Annotated in this window: 14 protein-coding genes; 7 read left to right on the top strand and 7 right to left on the bottom strand. The window is 69.6% G+C overall.

What is annotated here, in order from left to right:
* The 3 genes from IE307_RS32920 to IE307_RS32910 form a co-directional block, all read right to left on the bottom strand.
* A complete protein-coding gene (locus IE307_RS32920) occupies nt 1-834 on the bottom strand; it encodes a glutamate ABC transporter substrate-binding protein (RefSeq protein ID WP_191303298.1) in 834 nt (277 codons plus the stop codon).
* Nucleotides 835-1,017: 183 nt separating this feature from the next.
* Entirely contained in the window at nt 1,018-3,660 is a 2,643-nt protein-coding gene (locus IE307_RS32915) for a bifunctional acetate--CoA ligase family protein/GNAT family N-acetyltransferase (RefSeq protein WP_229905293.1), read from the bottom strand.
* A 47-nt stretch (nt 3,661-3,707) separates the two neighbouring features.
* Nucleotides 3,708-4,880 (bottom strand): acetoin utilization protein AcuC, encoded by a 1,173-nt coding sequence (locus tag IE307_RS32910; protein ID WP_191303296.1) that lies wholly within the window; start codon nt 4,878-4,880, stop codon nt 3,708-3,710.
* A gap of 59 nt (nt 4,881-4,939) precedes the next feature.
* Between IE307_RS32910 and IE307_RS32905 the strand changes: the two genes are divergently transcribed.
* Entirely contained in the window at nt 4,940-5,545 is a 606-nt protein-coding gene (locus tag IE307_RS32905; protein ID WP_191303295.1) for a hypothetical protein, read from the top strand.
* A gap of 22 nt (nt 5,546-5,567) precedes the next feature.
* Here IE307_RS32905 and IE307_RS32900 read toward each other — a convergent pair whose 3' ends face one another.
* On the bottom strand, nt 5,568-6,419 hold the full coding sequence (locus tag IE307_RS32900; RefSeq protein ID WP_191303294.1) for a sulfurtransferase: 852 nt from the start codon (nt 6,417-6,419) through the stop codon (nt 5,568-5,570).
* 78 nt (nt 6,420-6,497) lie between these two features.
* On the opposite strand from IE307_RS32900, the gene IE307_RS32895 reads away from it, so the two are divergent.
* Genes IE307_RS32895 through IE307_RS32880 form a run of 4 tightly spaced genes read left to right on the top strand, consistent with a single transcriptional unit; the run spans nt 6,498 to nt 11,374 of the window.
* The gene (locus tag IE307_RS32895) at nt 6,498-7,193 is read left to right on the top strand and encodes an iron-dependent transcriptional repressor DtxR (RefSeq protein ID WP_191303293.1); all 696 of its coding nucleotides are present in this window, start codon (nt 6,498-6,500) and stop codon (nt 7,191-7,193) included.
* Nucleotides 7,190-8,365, top strand: coding sequence for a galactokinase (gene galK, locus IE307_RS32890; protein ID WP_191303292.1), 1,176 nt, complete (start codon nt 7,190-7,192; stop codon nt 8,363-8,365). The genes IE307_RS32895 and galK overlap by 4 nt, the downstream gene beginning before the upstream one ends.
* A gap of 36 nt (nt 8,366-8,401) precedes the next feature.
* Nucleotides 8,402-9,364 carry a UDP-glucose 4-epimerase GalE gene (galE, locus tag IE307_RS32885; RefSeq protein ID WP_191303291.1) on the top strand — a complete coding sequence of 321 codons (963 nt, stop codon included), beginning with the start codon at nt 8,402-8,404 and terminating at the stop codon, nt 9,362-9,364.
* Between the two features lie 6 nt (nt 9,365-9,370).
* On the top strand, nt 9,371-11,374 hold the full coding sequence (locus IE307_RS32880) for a S9 family peptidase (protein ID WP_191303290.1): 2,004 nt from the start codon (nt 9,371-9,373) through the stop codon (nt 11,372-11,374).
* Here IE307_RS32880 and IE307_RS32875 read toward each other — a convergent pair.
* The gene (locus IE307_RS32875) at nt 11,344-12,384 is read right to left on the bottom strand and encodes a DUF4192 domain-containing protein (protein WP_191303289.1); all 1,041 of its coding nucleotides are present in this window, start codon (nt 12,382-12,384) and stop codon (nt 11,344-11,346) included. The genes IE307_RS32880 and IE307_RS32875 overlap by 31 nt on opposite strands.
* Before the next feature lie 173 nt (nt 12,385-12,557).
* A complete protein-coding gene (locus IE307_RS32870; RefSeq protein ID WP_191303288.1) occupies nt 12,558-14,357 on the bottom strand; it encodes a Xaa-Pro dipeptidyl-peptidase in 1,800 nt (599 codons plus the stop codon).
* A 107-nt stretch (nt 14,358-14,464) separates the two neighbouring features.
* Here IE307_RS32870 and add point away from each other — a divergent pair, with 107 nt between their 5' ends.
* Nucleotides 14,465-15,466, top strand: a complete 1,002-nt coding sequence (gene add, locus IE307_RS32865; protein ID WP_308436420.1) for an adenosine deaminase — start codon at nt 14,465-14,467, stop codon at nt 15,464-15,466.
* Entirely contained in the window at nt 15,463-15,777 is a 315-nt protein-coding gene (cutA, locus tag IE307_RS32860; protein WP_191303286.1) for a divalent-cation tolerance protein CutA, read from the top strand. The genes add and cutA overlap by 4 nt, the downstream gene beginning before the upstream one ends.
* Here cutA and IE307_RS32855 read toward each other — a convergent pair.
* Nucleotides 15,760-17,784, bottom strand: coding sequence for a helicase domain-containing protein (locus IE307_RS32855; protein WP_308436419.1), 2,025 nt, complete (start codon nt 17,782-17,784; stop codon nt 15,760-15,762). The two genes, cutA and IE307_RS32855, sit on opposite strands and share 18 nt — an antisense overlap.
* Between the last annotated feature and the right edge of the window lie 54 nt (nt 17,785-17,838).

The raw sequence follows: 17,838 nt of genomic DNA, 5'->3' as shown, positions 1-17,838 counted from the left end.
TCACGGGGCCAGCTGCGGCGGGTCGGGGATCTTGTAGCCGGAAGATCCGATGTTGGCCTCGAGCGACTTGCGCCAGGCACCCGTGTCGATCATCTTCTGCAGCGCGGCCTGGACCTTCGCCTTGCTGTTCGGGTCGTCGCGGTGCAGGCCGACGCCGTACTCCTCCTTGCTGAACGGGTCGCCGACGACCCGCAGGAGCTCGGGGTTCTGGGCGGCGTAGCCCGCGAGCAGCACGTCGTCGGTGGTGACGGCGTCGACGTTCTCCGCGAGCAGCGCCGTGACGCAGTCGCTGAACTTGGCGTACTCGACCATCTTCACGTCCTTCGCGAACTGGTCGCGGACGTACTCGGCCGACGTGGAACCGGCGGTGGAGCACAGGCGCAGGGTCGCGTTGAGCGACTTCGGGCCGTCGATGCGGTTCTCGTTCATGCGCACCAGCAGGTCCTGGCCGGCGACGAAGTACGGGCCGACGAAGTCGACGATCTGCTTGCGCTTGTCCGTGATCGAGTAGGTGGAGACGACCATGTCGGCCTCACCGCTGGTCAGGAGCGTCTCGCGGTTGCCCGGCTGTGCTTCCTTCCAGGCGATGTTCTCCTCTTTGACGCCCAGCTCGTTCGCGATGTACTTGGCGACGTCGACGTCGAACCCGCGGTAGCTGCCGTCGAGCCTGCGCACCGACAGGCCAGGCTGGTCGTACGACACGGCGATGACCATGCGGTCGTCCGAGCTGACCTTGCTGGCCATACCGGACCCGCCGCCACCCGCGCACGAGGCGAGCAGGAGCACGGCCGCACTTGTAGTCGCCAGCAGGCGGAGAAGTGCTCTCGGCGTCATTCGTCCCTCTACAGCAGTTATCAACTACAGCGCTATTCCACGGGCATGCGCCTGCGCACCTGGGTCGGTGCTGCTCGGCGATGCCGGAAACCTAAGCGGCGGCAGGACGCATGTCCATACCTTGGCACGAATGGAAACAACGGAATCGGTGCGGTAACAGTTCAGTCGGACGTCAGTCCGGAGTCACCGCAGACGGCGCGGACCGGCGTCGTGCAGGGACGGGGGCGGACCGATGACGATTCGAGCGCTGCTCACGAAAGCCCCTGCGGCAGAAGCAAGAACAGGTTCGAGCTTCAACGAACGCACCTCCGGGAGGTCCTCCGCCAATGCCGCCAAACGGAGTACCAGTTCCTGAAGTGCTTTCAGGTCCGCTGGTTCGTCGCCGCGATAACCGGTGAGCAGGGGCGCTGCTTTCGGTGCCGCAACGAGTTCCGCCGCGTCGGTGTCGGTGAGGGGTACCGCCCGGTAGGCCCGGTCGCCGAGCAGGTCGCTGACCAGACCGGACAGTCCGAACCAGACGAGCGTGCCGAAGCTCGGGTCGTCCTGCAGGCCCAGGACGCAGCTGACTCCCTTGGGCGCCATGCGTTGCACGTAGACGCCCGGTTTCCCGGAGAGCGCCGCGAGGTCGTGGTAGGCGGCCGTGACCGATTCCCGCTGGGCGACGTCGAGCCTGACGCCGACGAGGTCGGTGCGGTGGCGCAGCCGCTCGCTGGTGGCCTTCATCGCGACGGGGTACCCGAGCTCCTCGGCCGCCTCGGCGGCTTCTTCGGCGCTCTGCGCGATGCGGAACGGGACGACGTCGATGCCGTAGCACTCCAGCAGCTCAACGGCCTTGCGGTCGTCGAGGCGCTGCTCGGCGCGCGGTGTGTCCACAATGGACCTGGCCCGGTCGAGGTCGATGCCGTCGGGCCGGGTGAAGTTGCCCTGCGGTGCGGCACGCCAGCGGGCGTAGCGGACGGCGCGGGCCAGGGCGAGCACGGCGCGTTCGGGACTGGCGTAGCTCGGGATCGAGCCCTTGCCGGGCATCTTGAGCTCGTCGGGAATGCCCTCGACCGCGAGGAACGTGCTGACGATCGGTTTCGTGCGGTGGGCGGCTTCCTTGAGCGCGCGGGCGTAGGCGGCGCCGGGAACCACGATCGGGGGCACGAACACGACGACGAGGGCGTCGGTGTCGGTGCGGTCCAGGGCCTGTTCGACCGCCTTCGCGAACTCCTCGGGGGTGGCCTGCGCGCCGACGTCGACGGGATCACCCGCGAGGTCGAGGCCCTGGGCCAGCAGCGTGTCGGCGGCGAGCAGGCCGATCGCGGTGGAGTTGCCGACGACGGCGACGCGCTTGCCCGCCGGCAGCGGCTGGTGGGCAAGCAGGAGCGCGGTGTCGAACAGCTGGGCCAGCGAGTCGACCCTGATCACGCCGGCCTGCTCGAACAGGGCCTGGACGCTCGCCTCGTCGACGTTCGCGGCCGTGGCGGCGAGGCCGGGGACGACGGCGTGCCGGCCGGACTTCACCGCGACGATGGGCTTGGTGCGGCCGAGCCTGCGGGCGAGCCTCGCGAACTTGCGCGGGTTGCCGAACGACTCGAGGTAGAGCAGCACGACGTCGGTGGAGGGATCGGTCTCCCAGTACTGCAGCATGTCGTTGCCGGAGACGTCGGCGCGGTTGCCCGCCGAGACGAACGTGGACAGGCCGAGGCCCCAGCCGGCGGCGTTGGCCAGGATGGCCGTGCCGAGGGCGCCGGACTGGCAGAAGAAGCCCGCGCGGCCCCGTGACGGCAGCTTCGGCGCGAGGCTCGCGTTGAGGCGGACCTTCGGATCGAGGTTGAGCACGCCCAACGCGTTCGGACCGACGACACGCATGCCGTGCGCTCTCGCCTCCGCCGCGAGCCTGCGTTCCGCCGACAGCCCGTCAGGCCCCGTCTCGCCGTAGCCCGAACTGACGACGACGAGCGCCTTCACGCCCTTGGCGAGGCAACCGTCCATGACCTCGTCGACGCTGGCCGCGGGGACGGCGACGACGGCGAGGTCGACGTCGTCGGGGATGTCGACCACGGTGGGGTAGGCCCGGACGCCCCGCACCGAGCGGTGCTCGGCGTTGACGGGGTAGACGGGCCCGTTGAAGTCGGACTCGAGGAGGTTCTTGAGGACCGCGTGCCCGATCTTGGTCGGGTCGGTGGACGCGCCGATGACGGCGACGCTGCGCGGGTGCAGCAGGTTGTGCACGCTGCGGGCCTCGGCGGCCTGCTCGCGGGCCCTGGCGACGGCCACGGACTCGTCGGTGGGGTCGATGGCGAACTCGAGGTGCAGCACGCCCTCCTCGAACGCCCTGCTGACCTGGTAGCCGGCGTCGCGGAACACCCGGACCATCTGCCCGTTCTCGGCGAGCACCTCGGCCTCGAACCGCACCAGCCCGACCTCCCTGGCCGCCGCGGCGAGGTGCTCGAGCAGGATGCTGCCCAGCCCGCGCCCCTGGTGCCCGTCCTCGACGACGAACGCCACCTCGGCGCTGTCCCCCCGGCTGTGGTTCCTGCCCTGCTGAGCGTCGTGCAGCCGGTCGAACCGCCCGACGGCGACGATGTCGTCGCCGAGCAACGCGATGAGCGCCACCCGGTCGTGGTGGTCGACCGTGCTGAACCGGTCGAGGTCGCGCTGCGGGATCCGCGGGTACGGCCCGAAGTAGCGGAAGTACCGCGTCCGCTCCGACAGCCGGCCGTGGAACTCGCGCAGCTGCTCGCCGTCGTCCGGCGTGATCGGCCGCAGGTGGACGGTGCGGCCGTCGCTCAGGACGACGTCCGCCTCCCAGTGCCGCGGGAAGTCGAACGGATCTCTCACGCTCGGGTCGTTCTCGCTGGAATCGTTCACGCTGGCCGGCACCGGTGTCAGTCCCTGGGGTCGTCGGGATCAAGTCCATGCAACGGGAACACCGCTCGACGCGTCTCGCGGATCGCCTTGTCCACCGGCTCCTCCACGTCCCCGCCCCAAGGGTGGTACCCAGGGTCGCACCCGTCAGTCATCGACGAGGGCAAAGGCCACTCGGGCGCGATGCGTGTCGCGTGGGCCACCCAGTCCGCCGGCAACGGCCGGTTCGGGTCGACGTCGCGGTCGAGCACGGTCGCCAGCAGGTGAGTCCACGACCGCGGCACCACCCTGAGCAGCTCGTACCCACCACCACCGAGCGCGAGCCACTTGTACCCGCGCTCGTTCACCAGGTCCCGGAACGCCTGGTAGATCGCCCGATGCCCGTCCACGCTCAAAGACAGGTCCGCGAGCGGATCCTCCTTGTGCGTGTCGACACCGCACTGCGTGACCAGCACCTGCGGCCGGAACGCCCCCAGCAACGCCGGCACGGTCGCGTGGAACGCCCGCAACCAGCCGCCGTCCCGCGTCCCCGCAGGCAACGGCACGTTGACCGCGCTCCCCTCGGCCCCGGCGCCCCCGACCTCACCGGCCCACCCGGTACCGGGCCACAGGCTCATCGGATGCTGGTGCAACGAGATCGTCAGCACCCGCGGGTCGTCCCAGAACGCCGTCTGCACCCCGTCCCCGTGATGCACGTCGACATCGACATAGGCGATGCGCTCCACCCCGCTGCGCAACAACCACTCGATCGCCACCGCACAGTCGTTGTAAACGCAGAACCCGGCCGCACTGTCCGGCATCGCGTGGTGCAACCCCCCGGCGATGTTGACCGCCCGGTCCGCCTCCCCCGAAGCGATGGCCCGAGCCGCCACGAGCGACCCGCCGACCACCAACGCCGACGCCTCGTGCATCCGCTCGAACACGGGATTGTCCGCCGTCCCCAGCCCGTGCCCCACGTCCCACCCGGCCGTCGGCGCAGCCTGCACAGCACTCAGGTAACCGGGCTTGTGCACCAGCTCGATCTCTTCGTCACTGGCCGCCGCAGGCGCCCGCAACGCGACACCGTCCAGCACCCCGAGCGCCGTGGCGAGCCGCACGGTCAGATCGAGCCGGACCGGGTTCAGCGGATGGTCGCCACCGAGGTCGTACCCGAGGAAGGACCTGTCCCAGACAACAGCGGCTGGCTTACCCATGCCCTGCAACCTACAGTCGCGCGCGGAACCGATCTCACCGAACAGAGGTCAGAGGCGACATGCACCTGAGACCAGCGGCCATCCTCCTCGCACTGGGCCTGACCCTCGCCGCCGTCACGGGCTGCGCCGAACAGGTCAAGGGCAACGCGACGGCCGACACCAACGCGGTCCAAGAACCGGCCGACCCCACCACGACCTCGAAGAAGCCGTCCGCCAGCACCCCGGCCTCCAAGCCGGCGAGCCCCTCCACCGCCCCGAAGCAGGGCGAGGTGAAGGTCACCACCAAGAAGAAGGCCACGGGCCTCGAGACCTGCGGCGTCCTCAAGGCCGCGGACATCGAGGCCGCCACCGGCGGCAAGTCCTCGGCGGACGGCGGCTGCATCCACACCACCACCGGCCCGTCGACCGTCATCACCCAGATGGTCACGGTCCCCGACGTGGCGGACCAGGAAGGCGACAAGAAGCAGATCGAGATCGGCGGCAACACCGCCTGGCAGGTCAGCGCCGCCAAGGAGGACTGCCAGGTCACCGTCATGCTGACCGACGACCCGAACGTCATCACCCCGGCCTTCTCGGTGAGCGTCCTGGCGATCGAGGAACTGGACACCTGCGCCACGGCCCTCAAACTCGCCACCGAGGGCTTCAACCGCATCCCCAACGCCTGACGCAGCGTCTACCCGGTGAGCGTCAGCCGCCGGTAGCGACCTCCCGGTCCAACGCGCACCAGTTGGACCACGACCCGGCGTACAAGGCCGCCGGCCTCTCGGCCGACGTGATCCCCGCGACCTCCAGCGCGAGCACGACGGACGAGGCAGTCACACCTGACCCGCAGTACGCACCGACAGCCACACCACCCGACACCCCAAGCCCAGCGAACCGCGCGGCCAGCTCCTCCGCCCCGAGCCACCGCCCGTCCGCCCCGACGTGCCCGGTGCTCGGCGCGTTGAGCGCACCCGGAACGTGCCCGGCCTTGGGGTCCACCGGCTCGGTCTCCCCGCGGTACCGAGGGGCCGCCCGAGCATCGAGCAGCACACCCTCCTGAGCGAGCGCCGCCGCCCCGTCCGCGTCCAGCACGGGCATCTGCCCAGCTCGCACCACCACGTCCCCGGCCGCATCACCAACGGGAGCCGGCGGCACGTCGGCGGTCACCGGCAGCCCTGCGGCCTCCCACGCGGCGAACCCGCCGTCCAGCACCGCGACCTCACCGAACCCGGCCCACCGCAGCAACCACCACACCCGAGCGGCGACCGACCCGTCCCCCGCGTCGTACGCCACGACCCGGCCACCCTCGCGCACACCCGCACCGCGCAACACCGCCTGCAACCGCTCCGGATCCGGCAGCGGATGACGGCCCCCGGCACCGGGCGGAGCGGACAACTCGGTGTCCAGATCCACGTACACCGCGCCGGGCACGTGGCTGACCTCGTAGTCTTGACGTCCGGGTGGTCCGCCGAGACGCCACCGGACGTCCAGCACGACGGTCGCCGGACGCGCACTCAACGCGTCGGCGAGGGCCTCAGGAGTGATCAAGGGATGCACGGCTCACATCCTGCACCCGCGCGGACACCTGTGTCCCCCGGCACGACTACCATCGACACCATACGAAGGGGAGCGGGTGTGAACGACCTCATCGACACCACGGAGATGTATCTCCGCACGATCTACGAGCTCGAGGAAGAGGGCGTGGTGCCACTGCGCGCCCGCATCGCCGAGCGCCTGGGCCAAAGTGGACCGACGGTGAGCCAGACCGTCGGCCGCATGGAACGCGACGGCCTGGTGGTCGTGGCGGAGGACCGCCATCTCGAGCTCACCGAGCAGGGCCGCAACCTCGCGATCGCCGTCATGCGCAAGCACCGGCTAGCCGAGCGCCTCCTCGTGGACATCATCGGACTCGAGTGGGAGCACGTGCACAGCGAGGCGTGCCGCTGGGAGCACGTGATGAGCGAGGCCGTCGAGCGCAAGCTGATCAAGCTGCTCGGCAACCCCACCACCTCGCCCTACGGCAACCCGATCCCCGGCCTCGACAAGCTGGGCGACGGCGAGCCCGCCCCGCCCGCCGAGGCCGACCTGGTGCGCGTGGACGAGGTGGCCCGCCGCGGTGGCGGCCGCGTCGAGGTGCGCCGCATCGCCGAGCACGTCCAGCTCGACCCGGACCTCATGGCCGAACTGAAGGACGCCGGCGTCGTGCCGGGCGGCACCGTGGAGGTCGGGGCGCTCGGTGGCGCCAAGGTCATCCAGGTGCGCGGCGGCAACGGCAACACGGCAGAGCTCGACCCCGCGGTCGCCCACGCCGTCCTGGTGCTCGCCCGGTGACCCAGGCGACGACACCGGCGGCGAAGGCCGCGGAGGCGTTCGAGCGCCTGCACGGACGCGCTCCCGAGGGGGTCTGGTCGGCCCCGGGCCGCGTCAACCTCATCGGCGAGCACACCGACTACAACGACGGCTACGTGCTGCCGTTCGCGTTGCCCCACCGCATCGCGGTGGCGGCGTCGCCCCGCGCCGACGGCGTGATGACGGTCAGCACGATGGGCGACGACGGCGGGTTGCAGGAAGCGGACCCGGTCGTGGTGGCGGACCTAGTCCCCGGCACCGTCAAGGGGTGGGCCGCGTACCCCTCCGGAGTCGCCTGGGCCCTGCGTGAGCAGGGGATCGCCGTCACCGCCGGGGCGGACCTCGTCATCGCGGGCGACGTTCCCGCGGGGGCCGGTCTCTCCTCCTCGCACGCCCTGGAATGCGCTGTCGCGCTCGCGCTGCTCGGCCTCGCCGGCGTCGACGCCGAGCGGCCGGACATCGCGCGCTGGGTGCAGCGCTCCGAGAACGACTTCGTGGGCGCACCGACCGGCATCCTGGACCAGACGGCATCGCTGTGCTGCGTCGAAGCGCACGCCCTGTTTTACGACGTGCGCTCCGGCAAGCCGGAGCAGGTCGCGTTCGACGCGGCTGCCAGCGGGCTCGAGGTCCTGGTCATCGACACCCGCGCCAGCCACGCCCTCGTCGACGGCGGCTACGGCGCCCGGCGGGCGGGATGCGAGCGTGCGGCCGAGATCCTTGGCGTCCCCGCGCTGCGCGACGTCGACATCGCCGAGCTCGACCAGACGCTCGTCCGGCTGCCCGAAGACCTGCGTCCGCTGGTGCGGCACGTCGTGACCGAGAACGACAGGGTCCTGCGCACCGTCGACCTGCTCCGCAAGGGCAGGCTCGCCGAGGTCGGACCTCTCCTCTCGGGCTCCCACGCGAGCCTGCGGGACGACTACCGGGTCTCGTGCCTCGAGCTCGACGTCGCCGTCGACTCCGCGATGGCGGCGGGCGCCCTTGGCGCCCGGATGGTCGGCGGCGGTTTCGGTGGCTCGGCCATCGCCCTCGTGCCCGTCGAACGGCACGACGAGGTCGAACGGTCCGTGCTCGCCGGCTTCGCCTCGCGCTCGCTTACGCGGCCGAGGCTCTTCACGGCGGTTCCGTCCGCGGGTGCGGGCAGGGACCGGTAGCCAAGAACGATCTTGACCAGGAATGCGAGGACTGTGGTGAAGCTGCTCGTCACGGGCGGGGCCGGATACGTCGGCAGCGTGAACGCTGCCAGGCTGCTCGAAGCCGGGCACGAGGTGGTCGTCCTCGACGACCTCTCGACCGGGCACGAGGACGCCGTCCCCGCGGGAGCGCGCTTCATCCGGGGTGACATCGCCGAGGTGATCGGCGATGTCCTCGCAGAAGGGTTCGACGGCGTTCTGCACTTCGCCGCGAAGTCCCTCGTTGGCGAGTCCATGCAGGACCCCGGCAAGTACTGGACGGGTAACGTCCTGACGGCGATTCATCTGCTCGATGCGATGAAGGATCACGGCACGCCGAAGCTCGTCTTCTCCTCGACTGCCGCGACGTACGGCGAGCCGCGGGAGGTGCCGATCCCCGAGACCGCCCCGACCTCGCCGACCAACACCTACGGCGCCACCAAGCTGGCCATCGACCACGCGATCACGTCGTACGCCGCCGCGCACGGCCTTGCGGCGACGAGCCTGCGGTACTTCAACGTCGCCGGCGCCTACGGCAGCATCGGCGAGCGGCACGCGACCGAGACCCACCTCATCCCGCTCGTGCTGCAGGTCGCGCTCGGGCAGCGCGAGCACATCTCGATCTACGGCGACGACTGGGCCACCGAGGACGGCACCTGCGTCCGCGACTACATCCACGTCTTGGACCTCGCGGACGCCCACCTCCTCGCGCTCGAGAACGCCACCGCCGGCGAGCACCGGATCTACAACCTGGGCAACGGCACCGGCTTCTCGGTCAAGCAGGTCATCGACACCTGCCGCGAGGTCACCGGCCACCCGATCCCCGCCGTCGTCGCCCCCCGGCGCGCCGGCGATCCGGCCGTGCTGGTCGCCTCCGCCGAGCGGGCCCGCGCCGACCTCGGCTGGAAGCCCGAGCGCGCCGACATCACCGGCATCGTCCGCGACGCGTGGGAGTTCACGCGCGCCCGGCACGGAGCCTGAGCCGGGATGACCGACTTCGCCTCCTTCGAGAGCTACAACGCCACCCCGCGGCTCGCGTCGCTCGCGCTGTCCCCGGACGGCACCCGGCTCGTCACGGTCGTGTCCACGCTCGCCCCGGACGGCAAGACGTGGCAGGGCGCTCTCTGGGAGGTCGACCCCACCGGGGAGCGGGAGGCCGTCCGGCTCACCCGCTCCGCCAAGGGCGACTCCTCCCCTGCGTTCGCGCCGGACGGGTCGCTGCTGTTCCTGTCGGCCCGCCCGGACCCGCTCGCGAAGCCGGGTGAGTCCAAGGACAAGAAGGCGCTGTGGCGGCTTCCGGTCCGCGGTGAGGCCGCCGAGGTGCTCCGGCCTGGTGGCGGAGTCGGTCAGGTTCGCATCGCCGGCGAGACGGTGTTGTTCACGTCGTCGGCGTACCGCTTCGCGGAGTTCGGCGACGACGACAACGCCAAGCGCAAGGCCCGCGAGGACGCCGGCGTAACAGCGATCCTGCACGAGTCGTACCCGATCAGGTACTGGGACGCGGACCTCGGTCCTGCCTACCCGCGCCTGTTCGCGGTTCCTCTCGCGGACGTCGGCGCCGAGGCGGTCACCGCTCTCACCGAGGACTCCGAGAGCAGGCTCAGCGACGAGGACGTTGAGCTGAGCCCAGACGGGAAGTGGGCGGTCTACGGCCACGCCGTGGACGTCAGTGCCGCCTACGGCCGCCGAACTGAACTGCGGGTGGTCCCCACGAGTGGCGGTGCGTCGCGTGCGATCGCCTCCGAGGAGGGTTTCTCCTTCCACGGCGCCACGATCACGCCCGACTCCTCCGCCGTGATCGCCATCCGGTTCCGCGAGTCCACTCCGGACTCCCCACACCGGCGCGACCTCGTGCGGGTGGAGCTGGCGGACGGCTCGATCACGCCACTGGCGCCCGACTTCCAGGAGGAGCCGGACCACCCGGTGGTGAGCCCGGACGGGTCCGCGGTCTTCTTCACCGCCAGCCACCTCGGGCACCAGCCGGTGTGGCGGCTCGACCTGGCGACCGGCGAGATCACGAAGCTGACGGACTCCGGTTACTACAGCGACCTGGTCGTGAGCCCGGACGGCAAGACGCTGTACGCGCTGCGCAACTCGGTCGACCACCCGCCTCAGCCAGTGCGGTTCGCGGCCACCGGCGCCGACCAGGACCCCGAACGGCTGCGCGCGCCCGGCGCCATCGCGTCGGTGCCCGGCACCCTCACGGAGATCTCCACGGTCGTCGCCGACGGCAGGACCGTCCGCTCGTGGCTGGTGTTGCCGGAAGGCGCCTCCGCCGACTCCCCCGTACCGCTGGTCCTGTGGGTCCACGGTGGCCCCGTCATGAGCTGGAACGGCTGGACCTGGCGCTGGAACCCGTGGCTGATGGCCGCTCGCGGTTACGCCATCCTGCTGCCCGACCCCGCCCTGTCGACCGGCTACGGGCCGGACTTCATCAAGGCCGGCTGGGGCCGCTGGGGTGCCGAGCCCTACACCGACCTCATGGCCATCACGGACGTCGCGGTCGAGCGGGCCGACATCGACGCCTCCAAGACCGCCGCGATGGGCGGGTCGTTCGGTGGCTACATGGCCAACTGGATCGCCACCCAGACCGACCGGTTCCGCGCGATCGTCACCCACGCGTCCTTGTGGCACCTCGACGCCTTCTCCGGTGGCACCGACAGTTCCTACTTCTGGATGAGGGAGATGGGCGACCCCCTCACCCAGCCGGAGCGGATCCTCGCCAACTCCCCGCACCTGCGGGTGGCGGACATCAAGACCCCGATGCTCGTCATCCACGGGGACAAGGACTACCGGGTTCCCATCGGTGAGGGGCATCGCCTGTACTTCGACCTCGTCCGCCACGGGGTCGAGGCGAAATACCTTTACTTCCCAACCGAAAACCACTGGATCCTCACCCCCGGCAACTCTCGGGTCTGGTACGAGACGGTGTGGGCGTTCCTGGCCGAGCACGTCCTGGATCAGGACTGGGAGCGACCCGAGCTGCTCTGAGCGCCGGCGAGCAGCTCACGGGCGCTGTCCAGGTACTTGACGGACAGCGCCCGCATCTCCGAAGGCGGGAACGCGGCGCTGACGGCGGCACGGATGAGCTTGCTCAGCGCATGGCCGGGGCAGGCTTCGTCGGCGGCGTCGAGCGCGATGGACGCGATCCCGCCGTCACCACGCTGGTAGGCGTAGAACGCGAGCAGGCACGCGGGCTCCGCTCGCTCCGGCGCCGGGCTGGTCCTGGTGAGCTCGAGCCACAGGCGTTCGGCCAGCCTGGATCGGGACTGTGCCGCGAACCCCATGCTCGCGTCACGCACCTCGGGCACCGCCAACGCCCTCGCCAGAGCGACGACGTCCTTGTCCGGCAACGATCCCTTGCGGTGCTCCACGGCGTCGATCGCGTCGCTCACCCGACGCAGTTCGACGCGTGGATCAGGGTCGGGTGTGGCCGTCATGAGCTCGTCGAGCAACGTGGACCGGCGTTCCAGCGCCTCCGGCGGATCCAGCGTGGCGATCGCGGCCATGGCGGCGCGCGACTCGAACGTCACGTTGCCCTCGTGTGCCGACGCCGCAGCAACAGCGGACAGTTGAGGATCCGGCAGTGTCCCGTGGCAGTCGATGTCGAGATAACAGAGCCACTGCGCGTCCTTCTGGCACGACGGCAGCCACACTGCCTCGACGACCTCGATGCCCACATCGCCCAACTTGAGCCTGAGTGTGGTGACCAGTGGCTCGTGCGGCAGTTCCTCGGGCAGGTGCTCGGACGGCGCACACACGACCACGAGGATCACTTCAGTCGCGCCTTGTTCCAGCAGCGGACCTTCCAACTGGGCCGCTAGAAGGCCTCTATGTCGTGGGCGCGGAAGGTCGACGCGCATGGTCATGCTGACCAGATGGTCCTTCAGCACCAGCACGACGAGCGAGTCGGCCGGGTGGAACCCCATCAGGTGCGGGATCGCGGCGTAGAGATCGCCGGCGTCACGAACCCGGATCGGCTTCGAGAGGGTTGAGGGCATGGGCCCACTGTGGAGGGTGGGGCCGGGTGGTGAGCCGGGGTCACCGCGAGGTTGTGGACAACTCGGTGGTTGTGGACAGGTTGAGATCTTGGACCGTTGGGAAGCGGTGTTCTGTCGGGGGTGAGTGCTAGGTTGCCGCGCTTCGGCCCAGTGGACCGAAGCGCGGCACCACGTCAGAACGCCTGGAGCACGGTGCGCCAGCCGCCGACGACGGGCAGCTCCACAGAGGTCCTGGTGAGGTCCAGTGACAGGCCGGCACCCGGCTTCGGGCGCAGCGTGTAGTCGTAGTCGCTGGAGATCACGACGAACTCGAGCCGATGACCGGCCTGCAGGACGTAGTCGTCCGGCACGATCGGCACCTCGACGTCGTAGAACTTGCCGGGCTTGATCGGCGACGTCCTGTCCGGCCGCTCGCGGTTCTGCGGGTCGGTCGAGCCGCGCGTGATGACGTGCGACGTGCCGTCCGTTGAGCGGTCGACGAGCAGCGTGGTCAGGTTGGCCGCGGGCCGGTCGAACGCGACCCTCAGGTTCGCCGTCGACTTGCCGGACAGCCGCACCGGCTTCTTCGCCGGCTCCGAGCTGTAGGAGAGGCGGTTCGGCGACGTCGCCTGGTCGATCAGCGACTCAGCGGTCTTCGTCGCGTCGTCGGTCAGCTTCTCGACACCGCGGCTGGGCAGAACCCCGAGACCGCCCTTGGCGGATCCGCCCGCGGACGGCCGCAGCCGCACGTCGGACGTACCGGGAGCCGGCCAGTCCTTCTCGTCGACCCACGTCTTGTCCTCGCGCTGCAGGGTCGCCTTCGGCTCCTTGTCGATGCCGTTGCGGTGGCCCCAGAGGTACTGGGTGAACCAGCGGTTCAGCGTGCGCCGCCACTCGACCGAACGCAGCGTGTCGGCGTCGGTGTGCCCGGACTGGTGCAGCCAGATCTTGTGCGGCGCACCGACCTTCTTCAACGCCGAGTACCACTGCTCGACGTGCGTCATCTTGACGTTCCAGTCGTTGAGCCCGTGCACGGCGAGCACGGCCGCGCGGACCTTGCGGACGTCGTTGAGGTAGTTGCGCTTGTCCCAGAACCGGCTGTAGTCACCGGTGACGCGGTCCTGGTCCTTGGCGATCTCGGCGAGGATCGGCTTGCAGATCTCCCGATCCGCGCGCGTGTAGACGTACTCGGCGAGCACGTCGGCGTCCTCGCCCTGGAACGTGCCGGGTGCGACGACGGCGCCGTCCGCGCGGTAGTAGTCGTACCAGCTGGAGATCGCGGCGATCGGCACGATGGCTTCGAGGCCGCGCACACCGGTGGAGGCGACGGCGTTGGGCAGCGTTCCGTTGTAGGAGACGCCCATCATCCCGGTCTTGCCGGTGGACCAGGTCGCCTTGATGGCTTCGCCCGTGGCGGTGCGTGCGGACGCACGGCCGTTGAGCCAGTCGACGACGACACGCGCGCCGATCGTCTCGTTGACGTCACCCGTCGTCGGGCAACCCGTCGACTTGCCGGTGCCGAGCGATTCGGCGTAGACGACGGCGTATCCGCGTGCGATGAAGTAGGCCTCGTAACGCCCCGAGGTGATCGGGTTCGGGCCGAGGGCGGCGGTGATGCGTTCGTCGGAGTTGGACTTCAGCAGACGCCCGTTGCGCTTGTCGGGCACGTACAGCTCGACGTCGACGTTGTGGTTGGCGACGTCGTTGCCGCCTGAGAAGTACGGGCTGACCATGTAGACGACGGGGACTTTGAGGCCGCGTTCGGTGGCGCGTGGCCGGACGACTTCGGTGTAGACCTCGTCATCCTTGCCGTCGCGGTCGCTGTCGACCGGGGCGCGGACCCAGAGGCTCTCCTTCACCACGTCCTTCGGATCGAAGACGGGTTGCGCCTCACCGTCCTTGAACACCGGCCCTTCGGCCGCCTGGGCCGTTGCGGGCAGGAATGGCAGAACGAGCACCGCTGTCAGCAGTGCAACTCTTCGTGCGCCCCTCACGAGGCACCCCCAATGCGGAAGGCAGAGACAGGGATTCGCCTGCACCCTCTCCCTTGACTGCAAGACATGTCACCCGTCGAATGGCCCTTGACCTGAGAGCATGGACCGTGCCCATTTCCGACTTCGTCCACGCGCTGCCGAAGGCCGAGCTGCACGTCCACCTCGTGGGCGCGGCTTCCGTCGAGACAGTCCTCGCGCTCGCGCGCAACCACCCCGGCGGGCGGGTGCCGGCCGACGAGGCCGCGTTGCGGAAGTTCTACGAGTTCAGGGACTTCCGGCACTTCATCACCGTGTACGGCATCGTCAACGACCTCGTCACCACCGGCGAGGACGTCCGCACACTCGTCGTCGGATACGCGCGTGACGCCGCGCGGACCAACGTCCGCTACGCGGAGCTGACGATCAGCGCGACCAGCCACCTGCGTGCCGGCATCGAGCCCGACGAACTCGTCGAAGCGTTGAAGGCCGGGCGTGACGAGGCCCTCGCCGTGCACGGTGTGGCGTTGCAGTGGATCTTCGACGTTCCCGGAGTGTGGGACCGCGACTGGGGCATGACGAGTGCGCGGTTCGCGACCGAGCACCGGCCCGAGGGACTGGTCGGGTTCGGGCTGGGCGGATTCGAGTCGGACTCGCCGAGGTCGAACTTCCGGGAGGCGTTCGCGATGGCGCGCGACGCCGGGCTGCGCATGGTGCCGCACGCCGGCGAGACGACGCCGCCGAGCGAGATTTGGGCCGCGCTGCGTGATCTGCGTGCCGAACGGATCGGGCACGGCGTGAGCGCGGTGCAGGATCCCGAACTCGTGCGGCATCTCGCCGACGAGGGCGTCGTGGTGGAGGTGTGCCCGACCTCGAACATCCGCACGGGCGCGGTGACGTCGCTGGAGGAGCACCCGTTGCCGCGGCTCGTGGAGGCCGGGGTGCCGGTGACGATCAGCACCGACGACCCCGGCATGTTCCACACCGATCTCGACCGCGAGTACCTGCTGTGCCATGAGCGGTTCGGATTCGGCCGCGACGAGCTCGCCGGCCTCGCCCGAGCGGCGGTGCGGGCGTCCTATGCACCGGTCGAGCTGAAGGACCAGCTGATGAAGGAGATCGACGCGCTATGAGTGGTGTGAGCGTGGTGACGACGACCGTCGACTCCCCCGAAGCCGCAGAGTCGCTGGCGAAGGGCATCGTCGAAGCCCGGCTGGGCGCTTGTGTGCAGATCGTGCCCATCCGCAGCGTCTACCGATGGGATGGCGAGGTGCGCGTCGACGCGGAATGGCAGTGCGTCGTGAAGACGTCCACCATCCGCGTCGGCGATCTCGTCGTGCACATCAAGGCGCATCACACCTATGACGTGCCCGAGGTCGTCGTCACCCCCGTGACCGGAGGCAACGACGACTACCTCACGTGGGTCTCAGAGGAGACCTCGTAGGTGACGAGGCAGCGGTTCGGTGTGCAGGACGCCGAGCCGTTGCGTCGCTCTCGTCAACGCCACGTACAGCTCGCTGGGTGACATGCGTTGCGGCTCGACGACGAGGACGACGTCGAACTCCAGTCCCTTCGAGGCGCGTGGCGGCATCCAGCCTTCGCCGATGACCGCGATGGTGCGTTCGTCGCGTGCGTCGGCGTGCGCGTCGAGTTCGTCGCGCACGGCCGCCGATATGTCAGTCACGCGGCGAGCCCACGGACGGACGCCGGCGTTGCGCACCGAGACCGGTGCCGACGCGTCGGGATCGACGAGCTTCAGGACCGGTGTGGCGACGGCCATGATCTCGCCGGGGGTGCGGTAGTTGACCTCGAGCCGCCGGTAGGTGAACCGCTCGAACACCGATCCCCAGCTGCGGACGCCGCCCGCTGCCTGACGCTGGGCCAGGTCACCGACGACGGTCATGGACCTGTTGGGACACCGGCGCAGCAGGACGCGCCAGTCCAGTGCGGACAGCTCCTGCGCTTCGTCCACGACGACGTGGCCGTAGGTCCACGTTCGGTCGTCGGCGGCTCGTTCGGCGAGAGTGCGCTGGTCGCGAACCTCGTGCCTGGCGGCCAGCACTTCGGCGTTGACGAAGTCGGTGACGATGTACTCGTCGGAGTCTGCGCGCTTGTCGATCGACAGGACGTCCATGACGCCGCGCGCGTAGTCGAGCTGTTCCTCCTCCTCTCGTCTCGCCGCGCGCTCTGCGGAGCCGTCGGATCCGAGCAGGTCGGCGAGCTCGTCGAGCAACGGCACGTCGGACACCGTCCACGCCCTGCCGTCGGGCCGGTACAGCTCCGGTGCGCCGATCCGGAAGCAACGGCCTTCGTACAGGTCTGAGAGCAGCTGTTCCGGTGTGAGCAGCGGCCACAGCCTGTTGACGGCGTCGAGCAACGCGGAGCTGTGGCGGAGTTCGTGGCGGACGTCCTCCTCGATCTCCGGCCAGTCGACACCGATCAGCCGCATCGCCGGCGCGACGAGTTCCTCGGCGAGCGTGAGAAAGAAGTACTTGCGGGCAGCGTTGTGCGGCAGTTCGTAGTAGCGCGTCTTCTCCCGCGCGACGGCGGCGATGTGCGCGTCGAGCGGGACGACTACGTCCTCCAACTCGATCTCGACGGGCTCGTCGGGAAGCTCCTGCCGGTCGGCGACGGCGACGGCGAGCAGGTCCAGAACTGATAGGTCGCCCTTCAGCCGTTGCAACGACGGGGTGTCCTCCACGCCGGTCACGACGCCGGGGTAGAGCTCGCCAGGAGTCGCGAAAACGACGTCGGTCTCCCCCAGCGACGGAAGGACGTCGCCGACGTAGCGGAGGAATCCGGTGTTCGGACCGACGATCAGGACACCGTGCCGTGACAGGCGTTCACGGCGCGTATACAGCAGGTATGCCACGCGATGCAGGGCTACGGCGGTCTTGCCCGTGCCAGGCCCGCCCTCGATCACCAGCACGCCAGGGCCCCAGTAGCGGATGATCTCGTCCTGTTCGGCCTGGATGGTCGAGACGATGTCGCGCATCGTCGCCGTCCGCGGTGCGTTGAGGGCGTCGAGCAGCGCGGTCGCGTCTGTCAGCAGTTCGTCGTCGTGGAAGTCGCACAGTTCCCGATCACGAACGCGGAAGTGCCGCCGCAGCACGACGCCTTCCGGATTCGCGGCGGTCGCCGTGTAGAACGGCCGCGCCGCGGGCGCGCGCCAGTCCAGCAGCAGCGGTTCGAAGTCGTCGTCGAACAGTCCGACGCGTCCGATGTAGGTGCGGTCGCCCTTGTCCGAGTCGATGCGGCCGAAGCACAGCCCGTCTTCCGCCGCGCGATACTTGCCGACTTCCCTGGTCAGCGTCTGGACGGCAGCCTCTCGCTCCAGTCGCTGGGTGACCGCGTCCTGCAGAACGGCCGCGAGGTCTGCGGCCGCTTTGTTCCGTTCTTCATCGAGCTTTTCATACAGAGAGGTGATTCGTGCCTGTTCGCTCGCCAACACCTTGCCCCCTGTGATACAATCATTCTGTCTTCTCGGAAAATTCATTCCGAAAAT

It is taken from the genome of Lentzea cavernae, from assembly GCF_014653695.1.
GTDB lineage: Bacteria > Actinomycetota > Actinomycetes > Mycobacteriales > Pseudonocardiaceae > Lentzea > Lentzea cavernae.
This window is presented reverse-complemented; position numbering and strand designations above follow the sequence as displayed.

Excerpts from the sequence above, each read along its gene's own strand:
- IE307_RS32905 (WP_191303295.1), top strand. The coding sequence starts at position 4,940 with ATGCACCTGAGACCAGCGGCCATCCTCCTCGCACTGGGCCTGACCCTC.
- IE307_RS32910 (WP_191303296.1), bottom strand. The coding sequence starts at position 4,880 with ATGGGTAAGCCAGCCGCTGTTGTCTGGGACAGGTCCTTCCTCGGGTAC.
- IE307_RS32920 (WP_191303298.1), bottom strand. The coding sequence starts at position 834 with ATGACGCCGAGAGCACTTCTCCGCCTGCTGGCGACTACAAGTGCGGCC.
- cutA (WP_191303286.1), top strand. The coding sequence starts at position 15,463 with ATGAGTGGTGTGAGCGTGGTGACGACGACCGTCGACTCCCCCGAAGCC.
- IE307_RS32875 (WP_191303289.1), bottom strand. The coding sequence starts at position 12,384 with ATGCCCTCAACCCTCTCGAAGCCGATCCGGGTTCGTGACGCCGGCGAT.
- IE307_RS32880 (WP_191303290.1), top strand. The coding sequence starts at position 9,371 with ATGACCGACTTCGCCTCCTTCGAGAGCTACAACGCCACCCCGCGGCTC.